Below are 18,765 nucleotides of genomic sequence, written 5' to 3'. Positions count from 1 at the left end.
CGGCGGCCCGGCGGAGCGGAGCGTTCGTGGTCGGATGCGTGCTGGCGGCCGGGGCGCTGTCCGGCTGCGGCGGCGCGGCCGGCGGGGACTCACCGGCCGCGTCGTCGTCCGCGGCCCCGGACCTCGGCACGGTGACCACGGACGCCGAGGGCGTCCAGGAGCTCACGCTGCAGACCCAGGACGACTACGTGTTCACGCCCGACCGCTTCACCGTGCGCCCGGGCCCGGTCCGGCTGACGGTGATCAACGTGGCCACCCAGCTGACCCACAACTTCCGGTTCACCCCGGACGCGCTCCCCGAGCCGATCACCGCGGAGATCCCGCTGCTCGCGCCCGGCGACCGGCAGACGATCGAGTTCACCGTCACCGCACCCGGCGACTATCCGTTCGAGTGCAGCTTCCACACCCAGCTCGGTCAGGTCGGCACGATGACGGTCGGTGGGTGAGCCGATGTCGATCGTCGACCTGATCCTCATCGCGCTGGCCCTGCTGTTCGCCCTCTCCGGCTTCCGGCAGGGGCTCATCGTCTCGGCCGCCTCCTTCCTCGGCTTCTTCGGCGGCGCGGTGCTGGGGGCGCAGCTGTCCGGGCCGGTGGCCGACCGGGTCGACGGCTCGAGCGTGACCCGGGTGTTCGTCGCGCTGGTCGTGGTGCTGGCCGGAGCCCTGCTCGGGCAGCTGCTCGCGGGCGCGGTGGGCCGGGCGGTGCGCCGGCGGGTCACCTGGGAGCCGGCCAAGCTGGTCGACGCGGTGGCGGGGGCGGTGCTGTCCGCGGCCGCCGTCCTGCTGGTCGCCTGGATGGTCGCCACCCCGCTGGCCACCTCGCCGTTCCCGCAGGTGGCCAGCCAGGTGCGGCAGTCGGCGCTGGTGCAGGCGGTGGACGCGGCGGTGCCCGACAGCGTCCGCGCGGTCTACGACAACCTGCGCGAGGCCATCGACCGCCGGGGCCTGCCCGACGTCCTCGACCCGCTGACCCCGACGCAGGCCCGCCAGGTCGAGGCGCCCGACGAGGCGCTGGAGAGCAGCCCCGTCGTCGGGCAGGTCTCCGGGTCGGTGGTGAAGATCAGCGGCGTCGCACCGTCGTGCTCGCGGCAGATCGACGGCTCCGGGTTCGTCTACGCCGACGACCGCGTGATGACCAACGCGCACGTGCTGGCCGGGGTGACCGACCCGGTCGTGGAGGCCGAGGGCGAGGAGTACGACGCGGTGCCGGTCTACGTCGACGCGGAGACCGACGTCGCCGTCCTCGCCGTGCCCGGGCTGCCGCAGGTGGCGCTGTCCTTCGCCGCGGAGGACGTCGGCACCGGCGACGACGCGATCATCATGGGCTACCCGGGTGGGGGCAGCCTCTACGTCGGCGCCGCCCGCGTCCGTGACCGCGTCGACATCAGCGGGCCCGACTTCCGCAACCAGCAGACCGTCGTGCGCGACGTCTACGCGCTCAACGGCCAGGTGCGGGCGGGCAACTCCGGCGGACCGCTGTTCGACCCGGACGGGCGCGTGCTCGGTGTCGTGTTCGCCTCGGCGATCGACGACCCGAACACCGGCTACGCCCTCACCGCGGACCAGGTGGCCAACGCCGCCACCCGCGGCGCCACGAACCAGAGCCCCGCCGACACCGGCCCCTGCGAATAGAAGGACCACCCTTCCCCCCACGCCTCGCACGCTCGGCGCAGGCCCCTGAAGGGTGGCCGTTCCAGCACGTCACCTGGCTCGCGGCGGGGCGGTGCACGGGGGCCGTTCCTCAGGTCACCTCGCCCAGGCGGCGACGGCCGCGGTGACCTCGTCCGGGGCCTCCTCCGGGAGGAAGTGGCCGATGCCGGGCAGGGTGCGCCACTCGTAGGCGCCGGCGACGTAGCGGCCGGAGCCCTCGGCGGTGGTGGGCAGGATGTACCGGTCGTCGCCGCCGTGCAGTTGCAGCGTGGGCGCCGAGATCGGGGCGGCCATCCGCCGGGCGTAGCGCAGCCCGTCGGGACGCAGCTGGGAACGGCCGGCCCAGCGGTAGTACTCCATCGCGCCGTAGGCGGCCTGCGGGATGCGGGCGGCCGACCGGTAGCGGCCGACGGCCTCGGCGAAGTCGGCGGTGGACGTCCACGCCCGGCCGGCCCAGCGGCGCATCAGCTCGGCGACCGGGTCGTCGTCGGCCCGGGTGAGCCGCCGCTCCGGCAGCCGGGGCAGCTGGAAGCGCAGCGCGTGGCGCAGGGCCGCGCGCTGGGCGCCGTCGGTCACCGCCGCCCGCAGCCGCCGCGGGTGCGCCATCGAGCAGACCACCAGCCGCCGGACGCTGCGCGGGTGCAACGCCGCCGTCGTCCAGGCCAGCAGCCCGCCCCAGTCGTGACCGACGACGACGGCGTCCTGCTCGCCGAGCGCGCGGACCAGGGCGGCGACGTCGGCGGAGAGGCTGGGCAGGTCGTAGCCGCGAGGCGGCTTGTCGCTGGCCCCGTAGCCGCGCAGGTCCGGTGCGACGACGCGGAACCCGGCCGCGGCGAGCCCGACCAGCTGGGCGCGCCAGGTCCACCAGAACTGCGGGAAGCCGTGCAGCAGCAGGACGAGCGGGCCCTCACCGGCCTCCGCCGCGTGCAGCCGCACGCCGTTGGCCGAGATGTCGCGGTGGGTCCACGGCCCGGGCAGCAGGACGCTGGTGGCGTCGGGGAGGACCTTGTCCTCGGAGAAGGAGTCCGGGGTGGGCACCGGCAGCGGCTACCGGCCCGTCAGACCAGGTAGCTGTCGGGGTCGCGCTTGGTGACCTGACCGTGCGCGACGACCGGCAGGTCGCGGCGGCGCCGGCCGGGCTCCTCGCGGTGCAGGACCTCGGGCAGCTCGCGCAGCGACTCCATGGTCCGCTCGGGCTTCTCGATGCTCTTGACCATGCGCATGCCGATCAGGGCGGCCACCCCGGCGACGATGGCCAGCAGCAGGAAGACGATGCCGAACGCCGCCCAGCGCGGCAGCCACTCGGCGAGCAGTTCGGCGAGCGCGAAGAAGAAGTAGATCCCGGCGAAGGCGAGCAGCACGCCGGCCGCACCGAAGGCGCCGGCGCTGATGCCGGCCTTCTTCGCCGACCGGCTCATCTCGCTCTTGGCCAGCTCGATCTCACTGCGGACGAGGGTGGACATGTCGGCCATCGCGCTCTGGACGAGCGTGCCGATGGAGGGCTCCGAGGCCCCGGTGGTGTGGCTGGACGCTGCGCTGTGGGCCACGACGGGCTCCTCCCTCGACGACGGTCTGGACATGATCGTGCCGGATGCGCGCAGGTCGCGCGCGCCCCGCCCCTCGCAGGGGCCCGCCGCGAGCTTGCGAGGGGCGGGGGGCGAGGGGTGTTCTTCAGTCCTCGGACGGCGAGCTGGGCAGCTTCTCCTTGATCAGGTCCATGACCGAGGAGTCGGTCAGCGTGGTGACGTCGCCGAGCTCCCGGTTCTCGGCGATGTCGCGCAGCAGGCGGCGCATGATCTTGCCCGAGCGCGTCTTCGGCAGCTCCTGCACGACCATGATCTGGCGCGGGCTGGCGATCGGGCCGATCTCCCGGCGCACGTGCAGGCGCAGCTCCTTGACCAGGTCCTCACCGGAGTCGACGGCGTCCTGGCGCAGGATGCAGAACGCGACGATGCCCTGCCCGGTCGTCGGGTCGCTGGCGCCCACGACCGCCGCCTCGGCCACCGCGTGGTGGCTGACCAGCGCCGACTCCACCTCGGTGGTGGAGATTCGGTGGCCGGAGACGTTCATGACGTCGTCCACCCGGCCGAGCAGCCAGATGTCGCCGTCCGCGTCCTTCTTCGCGCCGTCCCCGGCGAAGTAGACGTTGTTCCCGAACCGCGACCAGTAGGTGTCGACGTAGCGGTCGTCGTCACCCCAGATGGTGCGCAGCATCGACGGCCACGGCTCGGTGAGCACCAGCAGGCCGGTGGTGTCGTCGCCGAGCTCGTTGCCCTCGTCGTCGACGACCTTGGCGGAGATCCCGGGGAACGGGGTCTGCGCCGACCCGGGCTTGAGGTTCGTGACGCCGGGCAGCGGCGTGATCATGTGCGCGCCGGTCTCGGTCTGCCACCAGGTGTCGACGATCGGGCAGCGGCCGTGGCCTATGTTCTGGTGGTACCAGAGCCAGGCCTCGGGGTTGATCGGCTCACCGACCGAGCCGAGCACCCGCAGCGACGACAGGTCGAAGCCGGCGGGGACGTCCTCGCCCCACTTCATGAACGTGCGGATCGTCGTCGGCGCCGTGTAGAGGATCGACACCTTGTAGCGGTCGATGATCTCCCACCAGCGGCCGCGGTGCGGCGTCTCCGGCGTCCCCTCGTACATGACCGACGTCGCCCGGTTGGCCAGCGGGCCGTAGACGATGTAGCTGTGGCCGGTGACCCAGCCGACGTCGGCGGCGGTCCAGTAGACGTCGGTGTCGGGCTTGAGGTCGAACGTCGCCCAGTGCGTGTAGGCGACCTGGGTCAGGTAGCCACCGGAGGTGTGCAGGATGCCCTTCGGCTTCGCCGTCGTCCCCGACGTGTACATGATGTAGAGCGGGTGCTCGGCGTCGAAGGCCTCGGGCGTGTGCTCGGCCGACTGCCGCTCGACGACGTCGTCCCACCAGAGGTCGCGGCCCTCGTTCCACTCGACGTCCTCGCCGGTGCGCTTGACCACGACGACGTTGCGCACGCCCTCGGTGCGCTTGAGCGCCTCGTCGACGGCGGGCTTGAGCGCGCTGGGCGCACCGCGGCGGTAGCCGCCGTCGGAGGTGATCACCAGGACGGCGCCGGCGTCGGTGATCCGGCTGGCCAGCGCGTCGGCCGAGAAGCCGCCGAACACCACCATGTGGACGGCGCCGATGCGGGCGCAGGCCAGCATCGCGATGATCGTCTCCGGGATCATCGGCATGTAGATCGCGACCCGGTCGCCGGTCTGCACGCCGAGCTCCAGCAGGGCGTTGGCGGCCTTGCAGACCTCGTCCTTGAGCTCGGCGTAGGTGATCGTCCGGGTGTCGCCCGGCTCGCCCTCCCAGTGGTAGGCGACCTGGTCGCCGTGCCCGGCCTCGACGTGCCGGTCGACGCAGTTGTAGGCGACGTTGAGCCGGCCGCCGACGAACCACTTGGCGAACGGCGGATTGCTCCAGTCGAGGACCTGGTCCCACTCCTTGTCCCAGGTCAGGCGACGGGCCTGCTTCTCCCAGAACGCGAGCCGGTCGCGGGCGGCGTCCTCGTAGACGTCCGGGCCCACGTTCGCCTGCGCGGCCAGCTCGTCGGACGGCGGGAACCGTCGGGTCGCGGCCTCGCTCGTCTCGCTCATGCGCTACCTCCCTCGACATGGCTGCCTGCCATATGACACTGACCACACCGTATGACCCCGGCCGCCCGGCGTCCTCCCCGTGCCACCTCCCGTGCAGCGACACTGTCTGCTCGTGAGCGATCCTCAGGCGGCCGTCGCCGCGCGGCTGCCGGGAGCGGCAGCGCTCGGCCTGGTGGCGCCGCCGGGCACGACCGGCCTGCCGGCGACGCTGCTGGCCGACGCCGCCTGGACGGCGGCGGTGCTGGACCGGCGTGCGGTCACGCAGGGGATCGGGGACCGGCGGGTGCTGGCCACGGTGTGGTGGTACTCGGCGTCGTCGGTGCTGCTCACCCCGCCGCTGGCCGGGCTGGTGACCGGCTGCCCGCTGTCGGCCCGGCTGGCCGACACCACGCTGTACACGCTCTCCGGCGGCCTGCCGGTCGCGGCGGTGTCGTCGGCGGCCGCCCGCGAACCGGCCGACGGGCTGCGGGAGTCGCTGGCGGCCGTGATCGCCGCCGTGGCCGAGGCCGGCCGCCTGCGCGAGCGGCCGCTGTGGGCGATCGCCACCGACTCGCTGGCCAACCGGCTGCTCGCGCTGGGCCGCGCGCTCGCCGACGTGCCCTCCGCGACCGCGCTGGCGGCACCGCTGGCCGAGCGGATCGGGGCGCCGCTGCCGGCGCCGCGCTACGTCGACGTCGCCGGGGCCCGGTTCACCCGGCGGGCGTCGTGCTGCCTGCTGTACCGGGTGCCGCACGAGCCGATGTGCACCTCGTGCCCGCACCGTCCGCCGGCCGAGCGGCAGATCCTGCTCGAGGACGCCGCCGAGCGGATGTGACCGCTCAAGCCGTTTCCGCCTCCGCGGCGGCGATCCGGCTGCTGGGCGCGGGCTCACCGGAGAGCAGCCGCTTGAGGAACGGCGGGTCGGGCTCGTCGCCGAACGCCGCCCGCGCCACCTCGACGGGTGGATGCCCCGCCGCGGCCAGGACACCGCGCCCGGCGTCCTCCATCGCCTGCCGCTCCCACCGCAGCGTCCACGCGCCCACGGGGTAGAGCAGCAGCACGGTGATCCACAGCCACGGCACGGTGGGGGCCAGCAGGAACAGCAGGGCCACGTACGCGACCAGCAGGACGGCGAGCAGGATCCCGCCGAGGCGGTGCCGCTGCCTCGGGACCGGCGACGTCCAGCGGCCCAGGCACGCGGCGAGGTGCCACAGCTGGCGGGGCGGGTCGGCCGTGAGCAGGGACGGCGGGACGACGACGGTCCGCTCGCCGTTCGCCTCGCGGGCCGAGGGGGGCCGCTCCTGCGCGCGCGGCTGGTCGACCACCAGCCGCGGGACCGGCTGACCGGCCGCCTCGGCCAGCAGCCGCAGCCGCTCGCGGACCCACTCGGCGCCGGGCGGCTCCTCGTCGCTGCTCATCGCCGCCCAGCATGGCGGACGACTACGGCAGGAAGAGCATCGAGTCGCCGAACTCGTGCCAGAGGTAGTGCTCGGCGACGGCGGCGCGGTAGGCGGCGGCCACCACGTCCGGTCCGGCGACGGCCTCCAGCAACTGCAGGTGGCTCGCCTCGGGCGCGTGCAGGCCGGTGATCAGCCCGGTCACCGCGCGGGCCGGGCGGTCGGGGCCCAGCACGAGGTCGGTCCAGCCGCGCGCCGGCCGGGTGACGCCGTCGTCGTCCGTGGCGGTCTCCAGCGCCCGCGTGACGGTCGTGCCCACCGCGACCACCCGCCGGCCGGCCTGCCGGGTGCTCGTCACGAGGCGTGCGGTCACCTCGGGGACGGCGAACCGCTCCGCGGTGGGTGGCTCGTGCAGCTCGGGGCTGGAGACGCCGGCGTGCAGCACGATCGGGACCACGGGGATGCCGCGCGCCATCAGCCGGACGAGCACCGCCTCGCTGAACGGCCGGCCGGCGCTGGCCATCTCGGCGCTGCCCGGCTCGGTGGCGTAGACGGTCTGGTAGGCCGCCAGCGGGAAGCTGCCGGACAGGTAGCCGTAGCGGATCGGCTGCCCGTGGTGCGCCAGGAGCTCGACGGCGCCGACGGCCGGCTCCGGGCGGGCCCGCCACAGGCGCGACGGATGGCCCGGGTCCGGATGACCGGCGAGCAGGGTGAGCCGGACGGCGCCGGGCAGCGCGAGGACTGCGCCGGGCTCGACCCGCAGGTCCGGTCCGTCGTTGTCCGGACGGCGCACCTCGACCACCCAGTCGCCGTCGTCGAGCGTGCCGGCCACGTGCAGCGGGACGGCGACGCCGTCGGCCCGGGTGGCGTCCAGGCGCGCCGGCAGCGTCGCCGAGGTGTTCACGACGACCAGATCGCCGGGCTCGAGCAGCTCGGGCAGGTCGCGGAACAGGTGGGAGGTGATCCCGCTGGGGCGGACCGCCATCAGCCGGACGCCGTCCCGCGGCGTGCCCGTCCACTCCGGCGGGGCCGTGGCCTCGGCGTCGGGCGGCAGCCTGAAGGTGATCATCGGGCGGCCAGCGGTGAGAGGTCGGCGGCGCGGTAGCGGCCGCTGGGCAGGTCGTCGTCCACCAGCCGCAGCAGCGCCGGGACGACGGACTCCGGCGCCGGCAGGCCGCTGAGGTCCTCGCCGGGTTCGGCGGCCTGGTGCATGTCGGTGTTCATGTCGCCGGGGTCGACCGCGTAGATCCGCAGGGCGGGGTGCTCGACGGCGAGGACGGCGGACAGCTGGTCCAGCGCGGCCTTGCTGGCGCCGTAGCCGCCCCAGCCCTCGTAGGCCTCGACGGCGGCGTCGGAGCTGATGTCGAGGACCCGCCCGCCGGCCCGCTCCAGCGCGGGCAGGACCAGCTGGGTCAGCGCCAGCGGGGCGATGGTGTTGACCGCGAGCACGCGGGCGAGGTCGTCCGGCCGCAGCCGCGCGAGCGGTGGCAGCGGGCTCGGGCCGAGGTCGCTGGCGTTGTTGACCAGCAGGTCCAGCGTCCCGCCCACGGCCTGCGCCAGGGCGGCGCGGTGGGCGGGGTCGGCGACGTCGCCGGGGATCGCGGTGACGAGGTCGGGCCGCGGCAGATCGGCGACGGCGGCGGCGAGGCGGTCGGCGTCCCGGCCGTCGACGACCAGCCGCCAGCCGCGGTCGACGAGCGCGGTGGCGAGCGCCCGGCCGAGGCCACGGGAAGCGCCGGTGACGAGTGCGGTGGAGGTCATGGGGTTACCGTGGAACCTCAAGCTGACTTGAGGTCAAGGGGTTCTCGATGGAGCTGACCATCGGGCAGGTGTCGGCGCGGTCCGGCGTCGCCGCCTCCGCGCTGCGCTACTACGAGGAACAGGGGCTGATCTCCTCGACGCGCACCGGCGGGGGCGCGCGCCGCTACTCCCGGTCGGTGCTGCGCCGGCTGGCGTTCGTCCGCGCGGCGCAGAACGTGGGGCTGTCGCTGGCCGAGATCCGCGACGCGTTGGCGACGCTGCCGGAGGGCCGGCCGCCGACGGCCCGTGACTGGGCGCGGCTCTCCAGCGGATGGCGGGACCGGCTCGACGAGCAGATCGCGGCACTGGTGCAGCTGCGCGACGGGCTGGACTCCTGCATCGGCTGCGGCTGCCTGTCGCTGGGCACGTGCGCCCTGTCCAACCCTGGCGACGTCGCGGCGTCGGCCGGGCCCGGGGCGCGCTGGCTCTCGCCGCTGCTGCGCCGGGTGCCGCCCACCAGCAACGCGGGGTGACCCGGGAGGAGCGACGCGGGCTGATCCGGACAGTTTCGTTTCCGGGTCTCGCGCATCGGCGACCGCGGGGTGATGATCCGACGGGACCGCAGTGCACCGAGGTTCAGGGGGAGAGGTCCGATGACCGTCATGCCTGCCGCGTTCTTCGGGCACGGCAACCCGATGAACGCGCTGGAGAAGAACCGGTACACGCAGGCCTGGCGCGCGTTCGGCGAGAGCGTGCCCCGCCCGCGGGCGATCCTGGTGATCTCGGCGCACTGGTTCGTGCATGCGACGGCGGTGACGGCCATGCCGCGGCCGCGGACCATCCACGACTTCTTCGGCTTCCCGCGCGAACTGTTCGACGTCCGCTACGAGCCGCCGGGGCTGCCCTCGCTCTACGAGGAGGTCGCCGACATCGTGCACCCGACGTGGGTGGGCGCCGACCTGGACAGCTGGGGCATCGACCACGGCACCTGGTCGGTGCTGATGCACGCCTTCCCGGACGCCGACATCCCGGTCGTGCAGCTGTCGATCAACGCGCTCAAGTCCACCGACTACCACCTGCAGCTCGGGGCGGCCCTGGCGCCGCTCCGGGAGGACGGCGTGCTGGTGATCGGCAGCGGCAACGTGGTGCACAACCTCGGCGGCGTCTCGCGGGCGCTGCCCGACGCCGGCTTCGACTGGGCGCAGCGGTTCGACCAGTCGGCCAAGGAGGTCATGCTCACCGACCCGACCGAGCTGGGCCGCCTCGACGGGCACCGCGACTACGACCTGGCCGTGCCGACGCCCGACCACTTCATCCCGCTGCTCTACGTCGCGGGCGTGGCCGGGGCGACCGGCACGTCGGCCGACGTGCTGGTCGACGGCTACGCCTACGGCTCGCTGTCGATGACGGCGTACACGGTCGGGATGGACGCGCCGGCGCCCGACGGCGCCGGCTTCGCCGCGCCGCTGCCCGACGGCCCGCCCCCGGACGGCGCCAACATCTGAGAGGGACCCCCTGGGCAGGGCCGGACGGGTCCGTATCCTTCTCGTCCCCGCTCGTTGCCGCCGGGAAAGCGATCGCCGCTGACCTGCGGGTTCTCGTTGTCCGTGCGCCGTGCGTCGTCCGGGAAGCCGTTTCGCCTGCTCGACCCGCCGTCCTCACCGCCGCCGTCGTCCTCGCGCCCGGCGTGGCCGCCGCGGACGACGGCACCCCGCTCGACCCGCTCACGCAGACGGCGGAGGACCTCCTCGCCGGCGAGGCGGGGACGGCGAGGCCGGGCCGGTGCCGGCCCCCCCGCGGCTCTCGCGGAGCTCCTGGCGCCGCTCGGCATCTCCGAGGAGTGCGGGAACGGCGTCTACGAGGACTTCCAGACCATGGTCGACGCGCTCGCGACCGGGGGCGAGGACCTGCCGAACCTGCTGACCGAGCTCGTCGGCGCGCTCGAGAACGGCGGGCAGGGCCTCGGGCCGGAGGCGCTGACCGGCAACGCCCTCGCCGCAGCCCTGCAGGACCTGATCACCACGCTGCAGGAGGACTGCGTCCCGACGGCGCCGGGTGTGACGCCGCCGCCGTCCTCCGGCGGGAACCAGCCGCAGCCCCCCGCGCCGGCGCCGGCGTCCCCCTCGGCGTGCTCGCCTGCCTGGTCGTGCTCAGCGGTCTCGGTGCGGCGGGCTACCGGGTGAGCTCGCGTGCGGCGCGCGGCTGACCTCGTCCGGCCGCTGGCCGTTTCCTGCTCGTCCTCGGGGTGGGGGTCGGGCTGGTCCTCGTGTGGACCGCGCGGCCCGAGACGGTCGCCGCGCCGGCGGCCGGGAGCGCGCCGCAGTTGGCCCCGCTGCCGGCGGACGCCTCGGTCGCGAACGGGCCGATCGTCCCGGTCCGCCTGCAGATCCCGCGATCGGTGTGGACGCGACCGTCGAGCCGCGCGGGACCGTGCGGTACGGCGCCGTCCTGCGGCTGCGGGTGCTCGGCGAGCCGCTGACCGGCCTGGACAAGGCGACGTCCGCCCTGGCCGACGCGCTCAACGGCCGTCCGCCGGACGCCGACGTCGCCCTCGTCACCTGCGGCGGGGAGTTCGACCGCGCCGCAGGCGCCAGCGAGGAGAACGAGGTGGTCTTCGCGACCGTCGTCTGAGCGCCGAGATTCGCCTCAGTGCCGCCTTCCGGCCCGGGTAACAGCACTCAGGCGCATCTCGATGCAGCTAACCCTCGTCCTCGGTGTCGTCGGACGGCGGGACCGCCCGCGTGCCGCCGGAGAGCCCGACCACGTCGCCGACCACCCAGACCGCCGGCGGTCGCACGCCCTCCTCGGCCATCGTCTTCGCCAGGCCGTCGAGCGTCGTCCGCACGGTGCGCTGGGTGGGCGTCGAGCCGTCGGTGATGACGGCGACCGGGGTGTCGGGCGCCCGGCCGTGCTCCATCAGCGCCGCGGCGATGGCCGGCGCGGTGTCGACGCCCATCAGCACGACGAGCGTCCCGCGCAGCCGGCCCAGGGCCGGCCAGTCGACCAGCGACTGCGGATGCCCCGGCGGCACGTGCCCCGACACGACCACGAACTCGTGGGTGAGCCCGCGGTGGGTGACCGGGATGCCGGCCAGCCCGGGGACGCCGATAGCGCTCGTCACGCCGGGCACCACCTCGACCGGGATGCCCGCGGCGACGCAGGCCTCGAGCTCCTCCATGCCGCGGCCGAACACGAACGGGTCGCCGCCCTTGAGCCGCACCACCCGCTTTCCGGCGCGGGCGTGCTCGATCAGCAGCCCGTTGATCTGCTCCTGCGCCATCGAGCGCCCGCGGGGCAGCTTCGAGGCGTCGATGACCTCCACGTCGGCGGGCAGGGAGGCCAGCAGCGACTGCGGCGCCAGGTGGTCGGCGAGGACGACGTCGGCCTGCGCCACCGCCTGCTGCCCGCGCACGGTGATCAGCCCCGGATCGCCCGGCCCACCCCCTACGAGCACCACCGAGCCGGGCCCGCCCTCGGGCCCGGGCCGGCCGGCCCGGTCGGCGATCGACCCGTCGGTCAGCCCCGCGACGACGGCGTCGCGCACGCCGACCGCCCGCTGCGGGTCGCCGCCCCCGTGCACGCCGACGACGAGGTCGCCCTGGCGACCGACCGCCGGTGTCCACACCGACGACGCCGACCGGTCGTCGGCCCGGGCGCAGAAGATCCGCAGCGCCTCCGCCTCCACGGCGACCGCCGCGTTCACCGCCGGGTCGTTCGTCGCGGCGACCGCGTACCAGGCGCCGTCGAGGTCGCCCGGCTCGTAGCGCCGGCGGACCCAGGTCATCGACCCGGGGGCCACCAGCGCCTCCAGCGCCGGCGTCACGTCGGGCGCGACGACGGTGACCAGCGCCCGCGCCTCGAGCAGCCCGGCAACCCGGCGGTGCGCGACCTGCCCGCCGCCGACGACGACCACGCGCCGGCCGAGCAGGCGCAGGCCGACCGGGTAGACGACGCCGGACGCCGGGTCGACGGGAGTAGCAGCCATCAGCTCTTCTCGGTGACGCCGGCGGAGTCGAAGGTGGCGACGTCGCGCAGCGCGCGGGCGGCGCTCTGCGCCAGCGGCAGGGCCAGCAGCGCGCCGGTGCCCTCGCCCAGCCGCAGATCCAGCCCCAGCAGCGGGCGCAGGCCGAGGGTGCGCAGCGCGATCGAGTGCCCCGGCTCGGCCGACGTGTGTCCTGCCAGCGCGTAGTCAAGGGCTGCGGGGCAGAGCACGCCCGCGACCAGGGCGGCCGAGCCCGCGATGACGCCGTCCAGCAGCACCGGCGTCCGGGCCGCGGCCGCGCCCAGCACGAACCCGGCGATCGCCGCGTGCTCCAGCCCGCCCACCTCGGCGAGCACGGCGAGCGGATCGGTCCCCTCAGGCACCCGCGCGACCGCACGGGTGACGACGTCGACCTTGCGAGCCAGCGTCGGGTCGTCGACGCCGGTGCCCCGGCCGGTGGCCTCGGCGGGGGTCGCGCCGGCGAACGCGCAGACCAGCGCCGCCGACGCGGTCGTGTTGGTGATGCCCATGTCGCCGGTGATCAGGCAGCCGGAGCCGGCGGCCAGCGTCGTCGCGACGTCGATGCCCACCTCGACCGCCCGCCGCGCCTCGTCGAGGGACATGGCCGGGCCTATCGCGAGGTCGGCGGTGCCCGGGCGCACCTTGCGGTCGAGCAGCCCGGGCGCGGGGTCGAGGACGCCGCCCACGCCCACGTCCACGACGACGACCTCGGCCCCCAGCTGCGCGGCGAAGGCGTTCACGACCGCGCCGCCGGCCGCGAAGTTGGCGACCATCTGCGCGGTCACCTCCTGCGGCCAGTGCGTGACGCCCTGGGCGTGCACCCCGTGGTCGCCGGCGAACACGGCGACGGTCGCGGGCTCCGGCAGCGGCGGCGGGCAGGTGCCCGCGATGCCGGCCAGCTGCGCGGCGACGTCCTCCAGCACGCCGAGCGAGCCCGGTGGCTTGGTCATCCGGTCGAGGCGCTCGCGGGCGGCCCGCTCGGCCGCGGCGTCCCGGGGGCGGACAGCGGCGATCGTCTGGTCCAGCAGCGTGCTCAGCGGAACTCCTCGGGGCGGCGGGCAGGGTCAAGGATCGCAGTGAGCGCCGCGGCGAACGCGCGCGAGGTCTCCGGGTCCCGGACGGCGACCCGCAGGTGGTCGGCCGAGAGGCCGGGGAAGGTGTCGCCGCGGCGGACCGCCCAGCCGGCGTCGCGCAGCGCGGCCCGCACCCGCGCGCCGTCCGGCACCCGGAGCAGGACGAACGACGAGCGGGGCTCGCCGACGACCTCGACGCCCTCGGGCAGGAGGGCGAGCAGCGACTTCCGCGCGCTCTCCAGCTCCACCGCCGCGGCGTCGGCCTCGGCGCGGGCGGCCGGCGTCGTGCAGGCGACCAGCGCGGCCAGGGCGGGGGTGGACACCGGCCAGTGCGGTTGCTGGGCGGTCAGCGCGGCGATCAGCCCCGGCGGTCCGAGCGCGTAGCCGACCCGCAGCCCCGCCAGTCCCCACGTCTTGGTCAGGCTGCGGACGACGAGCAGGCCGGGCAGGTCGGTGCGGGCGGCCAGCGACTCGGGCTCGCCCGGCACGGTGTCGGCGAACGCCTCGTCGACCAGCAGCACGCGGCCGGGGCGGGCCAGCGCGGCGACGTCGTCGTGGGGGTGCAGCACCGACGTGGGGTTGGTCGGGTTGCCCAGCACCACCAGGTCGGCGTCCTCCGGGACGTCGCGCAGCCGGTACCCGGGCGGCTCCAGCAGCAGCCGCTCGACCGGGTGGCCGGCGGCCCGCAGCGCGGCCTCGGGCTCGGTGAACGACGGGTGGACGACGACCGCGCGCCGCGGCCGGACCGCGCGCGCGAGCAGCACGAACGCCTCGGCCGCGCCCGCGGTGAGCAGCACCTCGGCCGGGTCGCGGCCGTGCGCGGCCGCGACGGCGGCCCGCGCAGGCCGGGCGTCGGGATAGGCGGCGGCCGCGTCGACGGCGGCGTGCAGCACGGCGCGCAGCCACTCCGGCGGCGTCCCGGCGCGGACGTTCACCGCGAGGTCGACCAGGCCGGGCGCCAGCTCGTCGTCCCCGTGGTGGTGCAGGCTCACTCGGCGACCGCCACGGTGACCCGGCCCACGACGGTCTTGCCCACGATCAGCCGGTCGCCGCTCAGCAGGGCGGCCGCCTCGGCCACCGAACGGGTACCCACGGCGTCCGCCACGAAGGTCGACGGGTCCTGCACGGCGACCGCGGCCAGCTCCTCGGCGTCGTGGCCGAACAGCGGCCAGTCCCGCGCGGCGGCGGCCCCGGCGATCCCGGGCTCGAGGGCCCGCTTCGTCAGCGTCGACAGCTGCACGTCCGTCCGCCCGGCGGGCAGGACGGCGTCGATCGCCGCGAGCACCTCGTCCACCGTGACCCCCGACGACGCACCCACGCCCACGGTGATCACGCGGTCACCCCGGGCCGCTCCGGGAGGGCGGCCAGCAGTCCGGCCGCGTCGCGGGGGAGCGCGCCCTCGCGCAGCAGGCCCAGGTCGCGCAGCCGCGCGCCCACGGTGAGCGCCCACGGGCGGTCCAGCCGGGCGCGGGCGAGCAGGTCGTCGTCCCCGAGCAGCTCCTGCGGCGGCCCCTGGACCACCCGCCGGTCGACGACGACGGCGACCTCGTCGGCCCAGGCGAGCGCCAGGTCGACGTCGTGGGTGCTCATGACGACGGTCGAGTCGGCCTCCTGCAGCCGGCGCAGCGCGGCCAGCGCCTCGGCCACCGCCGAGGGGTCCAGGCCGGCGGTCGGCTCGTCGAGCAGCAGCACGCACGGGCGCATGGCGACCGCCCCGGCGATCGCCACCCGCTTGCGCTCGCCGTAGGACAGCTGGTGCGTCGGGCGGCCGGCGAGGTGGTCGACGGCGAGCAGACGCAGCGCCTCGGCGACCCGTTCCCGCACCTCCTCCTCGGGCAGGCCCAGGTTGAGCGGGCCGAACGAGACGTCCTGCGCCACCGACGCGGAGAACAGCTGGTCGTCGGGGTCCTGCAGGACCAGCTGCACCTCCTGCCGGTGCGCGCGCAGCCCGCGGCGGGAGTGCTCCAGCGGGACGTCGTCGACGGTGACCGCGCCGGCGGTGGGCGGCAGCGCGCCCGACAGGCAGCGCAGCAGCGTCGTCTTCCCGGACCCGTTCGCGCCGAGGATGGCCAGCCGGCGGCCGGCCGGGATGTGCAGCGACGCGCCGTCCAGGACCCGGCGGCCGCGCTCGTAGCCGGCGACCAGGCCGTGCGCGGCCAGCGTGCGATGGCTCATGCGAGCACCAGGCTGACGGCCACGATCCCGGCCAGGCCGGTGCCCGTCGCGGCGAGGAACGCCCGCGACGACGGCAGCGCCTCGGGCAGCACGCGCAGCCCCGTCTCCAGCCCCCGCCCGGCCAGCCCCTCCTGCAGCCGGCGGGCGCGGTCCCAGGAGCGGGTCAGCACCGCCGCGGCCAGCGCCCCGGAGGACCGGTACGAGCGGCGCACCGAGGAGTAGCCCATCCGCATCGTCTGGGCCTCGCGGATCGTGCGCAGGCTCTCCAGCAGCACGAACAGCAGCCGGTAGACCAGGCTCGCCACCTCGATCACGGCCGCCGGCACCCGCAGCCGGCGCAGCGCCGGCAGCAGGTCCGACATCGGCGTCGTGGTGGCCAGCAGCATCACCGCGGCGCCGCCGGCGAGCGAGTGCCCGACCAGCGAGCCGGCCTGCGCCGCGGCGTCCGGGGCCCAGCCGACGCCGTCGCCGTCCACCCGGACGACGGTCGTGACCGCGCCGATCGCGACGAAGGCGAGCGGCAGCCGGACCGCGCGCAGGAAGGTCCGGGCGGGCACGCGGGCCGGACCGAGGGCCAGCCCCACCGCGGCCGCCCCGATCAGCGCGCTGCCCGGCCACACCGGCAGGACCAGCGCGCAGATCACCAGGCCGAGGCAGAGCAGCAACTTGTCGCCGGGGGAGCGCCGCCGCCACGCGCTCGCCCAGGCGGCGTCGTCGATCGCCAGCCCGGTCACGGTCCGGCGTCCTCGAGCGTCTCGGCCTTCTTCTCGGCCTTCTTCTCGGCCTTCTCGGCGAGACGGCGGCCGCGCAGCCGGCCGAGCACGTAACCCAGCACGCCGCCGCCGACGGCGGCCTGCAGCGCGAACAACCCGGACTCGACCTCCTTCGACGACGGCGAGAACAGCGACGAGAACCACGGCGTGTAACCCGGGTCGTTCTGCTCGATGACCTCGGTGGCCTGGCTGTCGGTGCCCGAGTAGTCCGAGCGGCCGCGGTCGAGCGCCAGCGGGACGGCGAACAGCGCCACGACGCCCAGGATCAGCAGGACCGTGACCAGCCGGCGGCGGTTCACCGGACCTCCTCCGGCTGCGCGGGGACCACGCCGAGGCGCTCCAGGTCGGGCCGGGCGTTGGTGAGCAGCACGCGGAACAGCAGGACGCCGAGCAGGCCTTCGCCGACCGCGAGCGGGATCTGCGTGATCGCGAAGACGCCGAGGAACTTCGCCGCCGCGCCGAGGAAGCCGGTCCCGGCGTCGGGGTGCGCCCAGGCCAGCTGCAGCGCCGTCGTCACGTAGGTGGCGAGGTCGGCCACCATGAACGCCACGAAGACGCCGGGCAGCAGCCCCGCGCCGAGCCGGCGGACCAGGCGGTAGGCGCCGTAGCCCGCCCACGGCCCGACGATCGCCATGGAGAACGCGTTCGCGCCCAGCGTCGTGATGCCGCCGTGCGCCAGCAGCAGCGCCTGGAAGAGCAGCACGATCGTGCCGAGCAGGGCCATCACCGGTGGTCGGAACAGGACGGCGCCGGCGCCGGTGCCGGTCGGGTGGCTGGAGCTGCCGGTCACCGATGGCAGCTTGATCGCGCTGAGCACGAAGGTGAACGCCCCGGCCGCGCCCAGCAGCAGCGTCGACTCGGGGTGCTCGCGCACCTCCTTGACCACGGCCCGTGCCCCGTGCGCGACGAACGGTGCGGCGGCGATCGTCCAGCCCAGCGCGTGGGCGGGCGGCAGGAACCCCTCAGCGATGTGCACGCTCGACCTCCTTCCCGACCGCGGCGCAGGCCGCGACGAACCGCTCGGCGACCGCTGGGCTCCCGGCCCAGTGCAGGTGCAGGTAGGAGGCGTGCACGCTCGCCGTGACGAACCCCTCGGGACCGGTCGCGGACCACTGCCACGCGGCGTGGGTCCCGGCCCGCGGCGTGCACGCGGTGCGGTGGAACTCGTGGCCCCGCACCCGCGTGCCGCGCGGGGCGAGGACGGAGTCGACCGGGGCCACGGCGGCGCGGTAGCCCAGGGTCAGCCGCGGTGTCATCGCGGCCTCGGTGTTGAGTACGCCGCACATCGGGACTTCGTCCAGGCGGCGGGCCAGGTAGAGCAGGCCGGCGCACTCGGCGGCGATCGCGCCCCGCCGCGCGGCGAGCGCGGCGACGTCGGCGCGCAGCGACTCGTTGGCCGACAGCTGCGCGGCGTAGATCTCGGGGAACCCGCCGCCGAGCACCAGCCCGGTGGTGCCCTCGGGCAGCGCCTCGTCGGCGAGCGGGTCGACGGTCACCACCTCCGCGCCGGCGGCCTCGAGCAGCTCGGCGTGCTCGGCGTAGCCGAAGGTGAACGCGGCGCCGCCGGCGACGGCGATCCGCGGGCGCGCGCCCGTCGCGGTCACCTCGGCGGCCGGGTCCCACGGCGCGGCGGTCAGGTCCGGGGCGGAGCGGGCCAGCCGCAGGACGCCGTCCAGGTCGACCGACGCGGCCACCACCTCGCCGAGGGCGCGGACCGTCCGCACCGCCTCGGTTGTGCGCTCGGCCGCGGGGACCAGGCCGAGGTGACGCGACGGCGTGGCCAGCGCCTCCAGCCGGCGGACCGCGCCGAGCACCGGCACCCCGGCGGCATCCAGCGCCTCGCGCAGGATCTCCTCGTGCCGGTCGCTGCCGACGCGGTTGAGGATCACGCCGCCGATCCGCACGCCCGGCTCGAAGGTGGCGAAGCCATGCACCAGCGCGGCCACGCTTCGGGCCTGGGAGGACGCGTCGACGACCAGCACGACCGGCGCCCGCAGCAGCGCCGCGACGTGCGCCGTCGAGGCGAATCCGGGCTCGACGCCCGGGTGCGACGCCCCGTCGAACAGGCCCATGACGCCCTCGACGACCGCGACGTCGGCCCCCCGGGCGCCGTGCAGGAACAGGGGCGCGATGCGCTCCTCGCCGACCAGCCAGGGGTCGAGGTTGCGGCCGGGCCGCCCTGCGGCGAGGCCGGCGTAGCCGGGGTCGATGTAGTCGGGGCCGACCTTGTGCGGGGACACCGTGTGCCCCCGCGCGGTCAGCGCGGCGACCAGGCCCGTCGCGATCGACGTCTTGCCGGCGCCGGAGGACGGCGCGGCGAGCACGACCCGCGGGAGGGTGGTCATCCCTTCCCC

22 protein-coding genes are annotated in these 18,765 nt (G+C 75.6%); 7 read left to right on the top strand and 15 right to left on the bottom strand.

Translation table 11 applies throughout. The features are described 5' to 3' along the window. The first annotated feature begins 26 nt into the window (after positions 1–26). Both ACWIYF_RS26115 and ACWIYF_RS26110 read left to right on the top strand, forming a co-directional pair. Positions 27–446: a cupredoxin domain-containing protein gene (locus ACWIYF_RS26115; protein WP_448625739.1), complete on the top strand. Its 420-nt coding sequence runs from the start codon at positions 27–29 to the stop codon at positions 444–446. Next, positions 439–1,632, top strand: coding sequence for a MarP family serine protease (locus tag ACWIYF_RS26110; RefSeq protein ID WP_448625738.1), 1,194 nt, complete (start codon positions 439–441; stop codon positions 1,630–1,632). The genes ACWIYF_RS26115 and ACWIYF_RS26110 overlap by 8 nt, the downstream gene beginning before the upstream one ends. 114 nt (positions 1,633–1,746) lie before the next feature. Here ACWIYF_RS26110 and ACWIYF_RS26105 read toward each other — a convergent pair whose 3' ends face one another. From ACWIYF_RS26105 to acs, 3 genes are all read right to left on the bottom strand, one after another. After that, complete coding sequence (locus ACWIYF_RS26105) at positions 1,747–2,688, bottom strand: alpha/beta fold hydrolase (protein ID WP_448625737.1); 942 nt, start codon at positions 2,686–2,688, stop codon at positions 1,747–1,749. 20 nt (positions 2,689–2,708) lie between these two features. Continuing rightward, positions 2,709–3,197 carry a phage holin family protein gene (locus tag ACWIYF_RS26100; RefSeq protein ID WP_448625736.1) on the bottom strand — a complete coding sequence of 163 codons (489 nt, stop codon included), beginning with the start codon at positions 3,195–3,197 and terminating at the stop codon, positions 2,709–2,711. A gap of 124 nt (positions 3,198–3,321) precedes the next feature. Then, positions 3,322–5,271 (bottom strand): acetate--CoA ligase, encoded by a 1,950-nt coding sequence (gene acs / locus ACWIYF_RS26095; RefSeq protein WP_448625735.1) that lies wholly within the window; start codon positions 5,269–5,271, stop codon positions 3,322–3,324. A 112-nt stretch (positions 5,272–5,383) separates the two neighbouring features. Here acs and ACWIYF_RS26090 point away from each other — a divergent pair, with 112 nt between their 5' ends. Continuing rightward, entirely contained in the window at positions 5,384–6,085 is a 702-nt protein-coding gene (locus ACWIYF_RS26090) for a (2Fe-2S)-binding protein (RefSeq protein WP_448625734.1), read from the top strand. Between the two features lie 4 nt (positions 6,086–6,089). Here ACWIYF_RS26090 and ACWIYF_RS26085 read toward each other — a convergent pair whose 3' ends face one another. Genes ACWIYF_RS26085 through ACWIYF_RS26075 form a run of 3 tightly spaced genes read right to left on the bottom strand, consistent with a single transcriptional unit; the run spans position 6,090 to position 8,408 of the window. After that, complete coding sequence (locus tag ACWIYF_RS26085; protein ID WP_448625733.1) at positions 6,090–6,668, bottom strand: hypothetical protein; 579 nt, start codon at positions 6,666–6,668, stop codon at positions 6,090–6,092. 22 nt (positions 6,669–6,690) lie between these two features. Next, positions 6,691–7,716: an S-adenosylmethionine:tRNA ribosyltransferase-isomerase gene (locus tag ACWIYF_RS26080; RefSeq protein ID WP_448625732.1), complete on the bottom strand. Its 1,026-nt coding sequence runs from the start codon at positions 7,714–7,716 to the stop codon at positions 6,691–6,693. Next, positions 7,713–8,408, bottom strand: coding sequence for an SDR family NAD(P)-dependent oxidoreductase (locus ACWIYF_RS26075; protein WP_448625731.1), 696 nt, complete (start codon positions 8,406–8,408; stop codon positions 7,713–7,715). Before ACWIYF_RS26075 ends, ACWIYF_RS26080 begins: the two co-directional genes overlap by 4 nt. Before the next feature lie 47 nt (positions 8,409–8,455). Between ACWIYF_RS26075 and soxR the strand changes: the two genes are divergently transcribed. The 4 genes from soxR (at position 8,456) to ACWIYF_RS26055 (ending at position 11,018) form a co-directional block, all read left to right on the top strand. Then, complete coding sequence (gene soxR / locus ACWIYF_RS26070) at positions 8,456–8,920, top strand: redox-sensitive transcriptional activator SoxR (RefSeq protein WP_448625730.1); 465 nt, start codon at positions 8,456–8,458, stop codon at positions 8,918–8,920. 120 nt (positions 8,921–9,040) lie between these two features. Continuing rightward, positions 9,041–9,892 (top strand): 4,5-DOPA-extradiol-dioxygenase, encoded by an 852-nt coding sequence (gene ygiD / locus ACWIYF_RS26065; protein ID WP_448625729.1) that lies wholly within the window; start codon positions 9,041–9,043, stop codon positions 9,890–9,892. Positions 9,893–10,261: 369 nt separating this feature from the next. Next, positions 10,262–10,570, top strand: coding sequence for a hypothetical protein (locus ACWIYF_RS26060; protein ID WP_448625728.1), 309 nt, complete (start codon positions 10,262–10,264; stop codon positions 10,568–10,570). 217 nt (positions 10,571–10,787) lie between these two features. Further along, the gene (locus ACWIYF_RS26055) at positions 10,788–11,018 is read left to right on the top strand and encodes a hypothetical protein (protein ID WP_448625727.1); all 231 of its coding nucleotides are present in this window, start codon (positions 10,788–10,790) and stop codon (positions 11,016–11,018) included. A 67-nt stretch (positions 11,019–11,085) separates the two neighbouring features. Here the strand turns inward: ACWIYF_RS26055 and cobA are convergent, their stop codons facing one another. Genes cobA through ACWIYF_RS26010 form a run of 9 tightly spaced genes read right to left on the bottom strand, consistent with a single transcriptional unit; the run spans position 11,086 to position 18,756 of the window. Beyond that, positions 11,086–12,372: a uroporphyrinogen-III C-methyltransferase gene (cobA, locus tag ACWIYF_RS26050; RefSeq protein WP_448625726.1), complete on the bottom strand. Its 1,287-nt coding sequence runs from the start codon at positions 12,370–12,372 to the stop codon at positions 11,086–11,088. Continuing rightward, the gene (gene cobT, locus ACWIYF_RS26045; RefSeq protein WP_448628801.1) at positions 12,372–13,403 is read right to left on the bottom strand and encodes a nicotinate-nucleotide--dimethylbenzimidazole phosphoribosyltransferase; all 1,032 of its coding nucleotides are present in this window, start codon (positions 13,401–13,403) and stop codon (positions 12,372–12,374) included. Before cobT ends, cobA begins: the two co-directional genes overlap by 1 nt. Before the next feature lie 20 nt (positions 13,404–13,423). Continuing rightward, complete coding sequence (gene cobC / locus ACWIYF_RS26040) at positions 13,424–14,455, bottom strand: Rv2231c family pyridoxal phosphate-dependent protein CobC (protein ID WP_448625725.1); 1,032 nt, start codon at positions 14,453–14,455, stop codon at positions 13,424–13,426. Next, a complete protein-coding gene (locus ACWIYF_RS26035; RefSeq protein ID WP_448625724.1) occupies positions 14,452–14,796 on the bottom strand; it encodes a cobalamin biosynthesis protein in 345 nt (114 codons plus the stop codon). Before ACWIYF_RS26035 ends, cobC begins: the two co-directional genes overlap by 4 nt. After that, positions 14,793–15,638: an energy-coupling factor ABC transporter ATP-binding protein gene (locus ACWIYF_RS26030; RefSeq protein WP_448625723.1), complete on the bottom strand. Its 846-nt coding sequence runs from the start codon at positions 15,636–15,638 to the stop codon at positions 14,793–14,795. The genes ACWIYF_RS26035 and ACWIYF_RS26030 overlap by 4 nt, the downstream gene beginning before the upstream one ends. Next, positions 15,635–16,372 carry a cobalt ECF transporter T component CbiQ gene (gene cbiQ / locus ACWIYF_RS26025; RefSeq protein WP_448625722.1) on the bottom strand — a complete coding sequence of 246 codons (738 nt, stop codon included), beginning with the start codon at positions 16,370–16,372 and terminating at the stop codon, positions 15,635–15,637. The genes ACWIYF_RS26030 and cbiQ overlap by 4 nt, the downstream gene beginning before the upstream one ends. Continuing rightward, positions 16,369–16,710, bottom strand: coding sequence for an energy-coupling factor ABC transporter substrate-binding protein (locus tag ACWIYF_RS26020; RefSeq protein ID WP_448625721.1), 342 nt, complete (start codon positions 16,708–16,710; stop codon positions 16,369–16,371). The genes cbiQ and ACWIYF_RS26020 overlap by 4 nt, the downstream gene beginning before the upstream one ends. Beyond that, on the bottom strand, positions 16,707–17,387 hold the full coding sequence (locus tag ACWIYF_RS26015; protein WP_448625720.1) for an energy-coupling factor ABC transporter permease: 681 nt from the start codon (positions 17,385–17,387) through the stop codon (positions 16,707–16,709). The genes ACWIYF_RS26020 and ACWIYF_RS26015 overlap by 4 nt, the downstream gene beginning before the upstream one ends. Next, entirely contained in the window at positions 17,374–18,756 is a 1,383-nt protein-coding gene (locus ACWIYF_RS26010) for a cobyrinate a,c-diamide synthase (RefSeq protein WP_448625719.1), read from the bottom strand. The genes ACWIYF_RS26015 and ACWIYF_RS26010 overlap by 14 nt, the downstream gene beginning before the upstream one ends. Positions 18,757–18,765: the final 9 nt, after the last annotated feature.

This window comes from Geodermatophilus sp. URMC 64 (assembly GCF_053502555.1).
The sequence above is the reverse complement of the archived record's forward strand: the minus strand, read 5'-3'. Positions and strand labels throughout refer to the sequence as shown.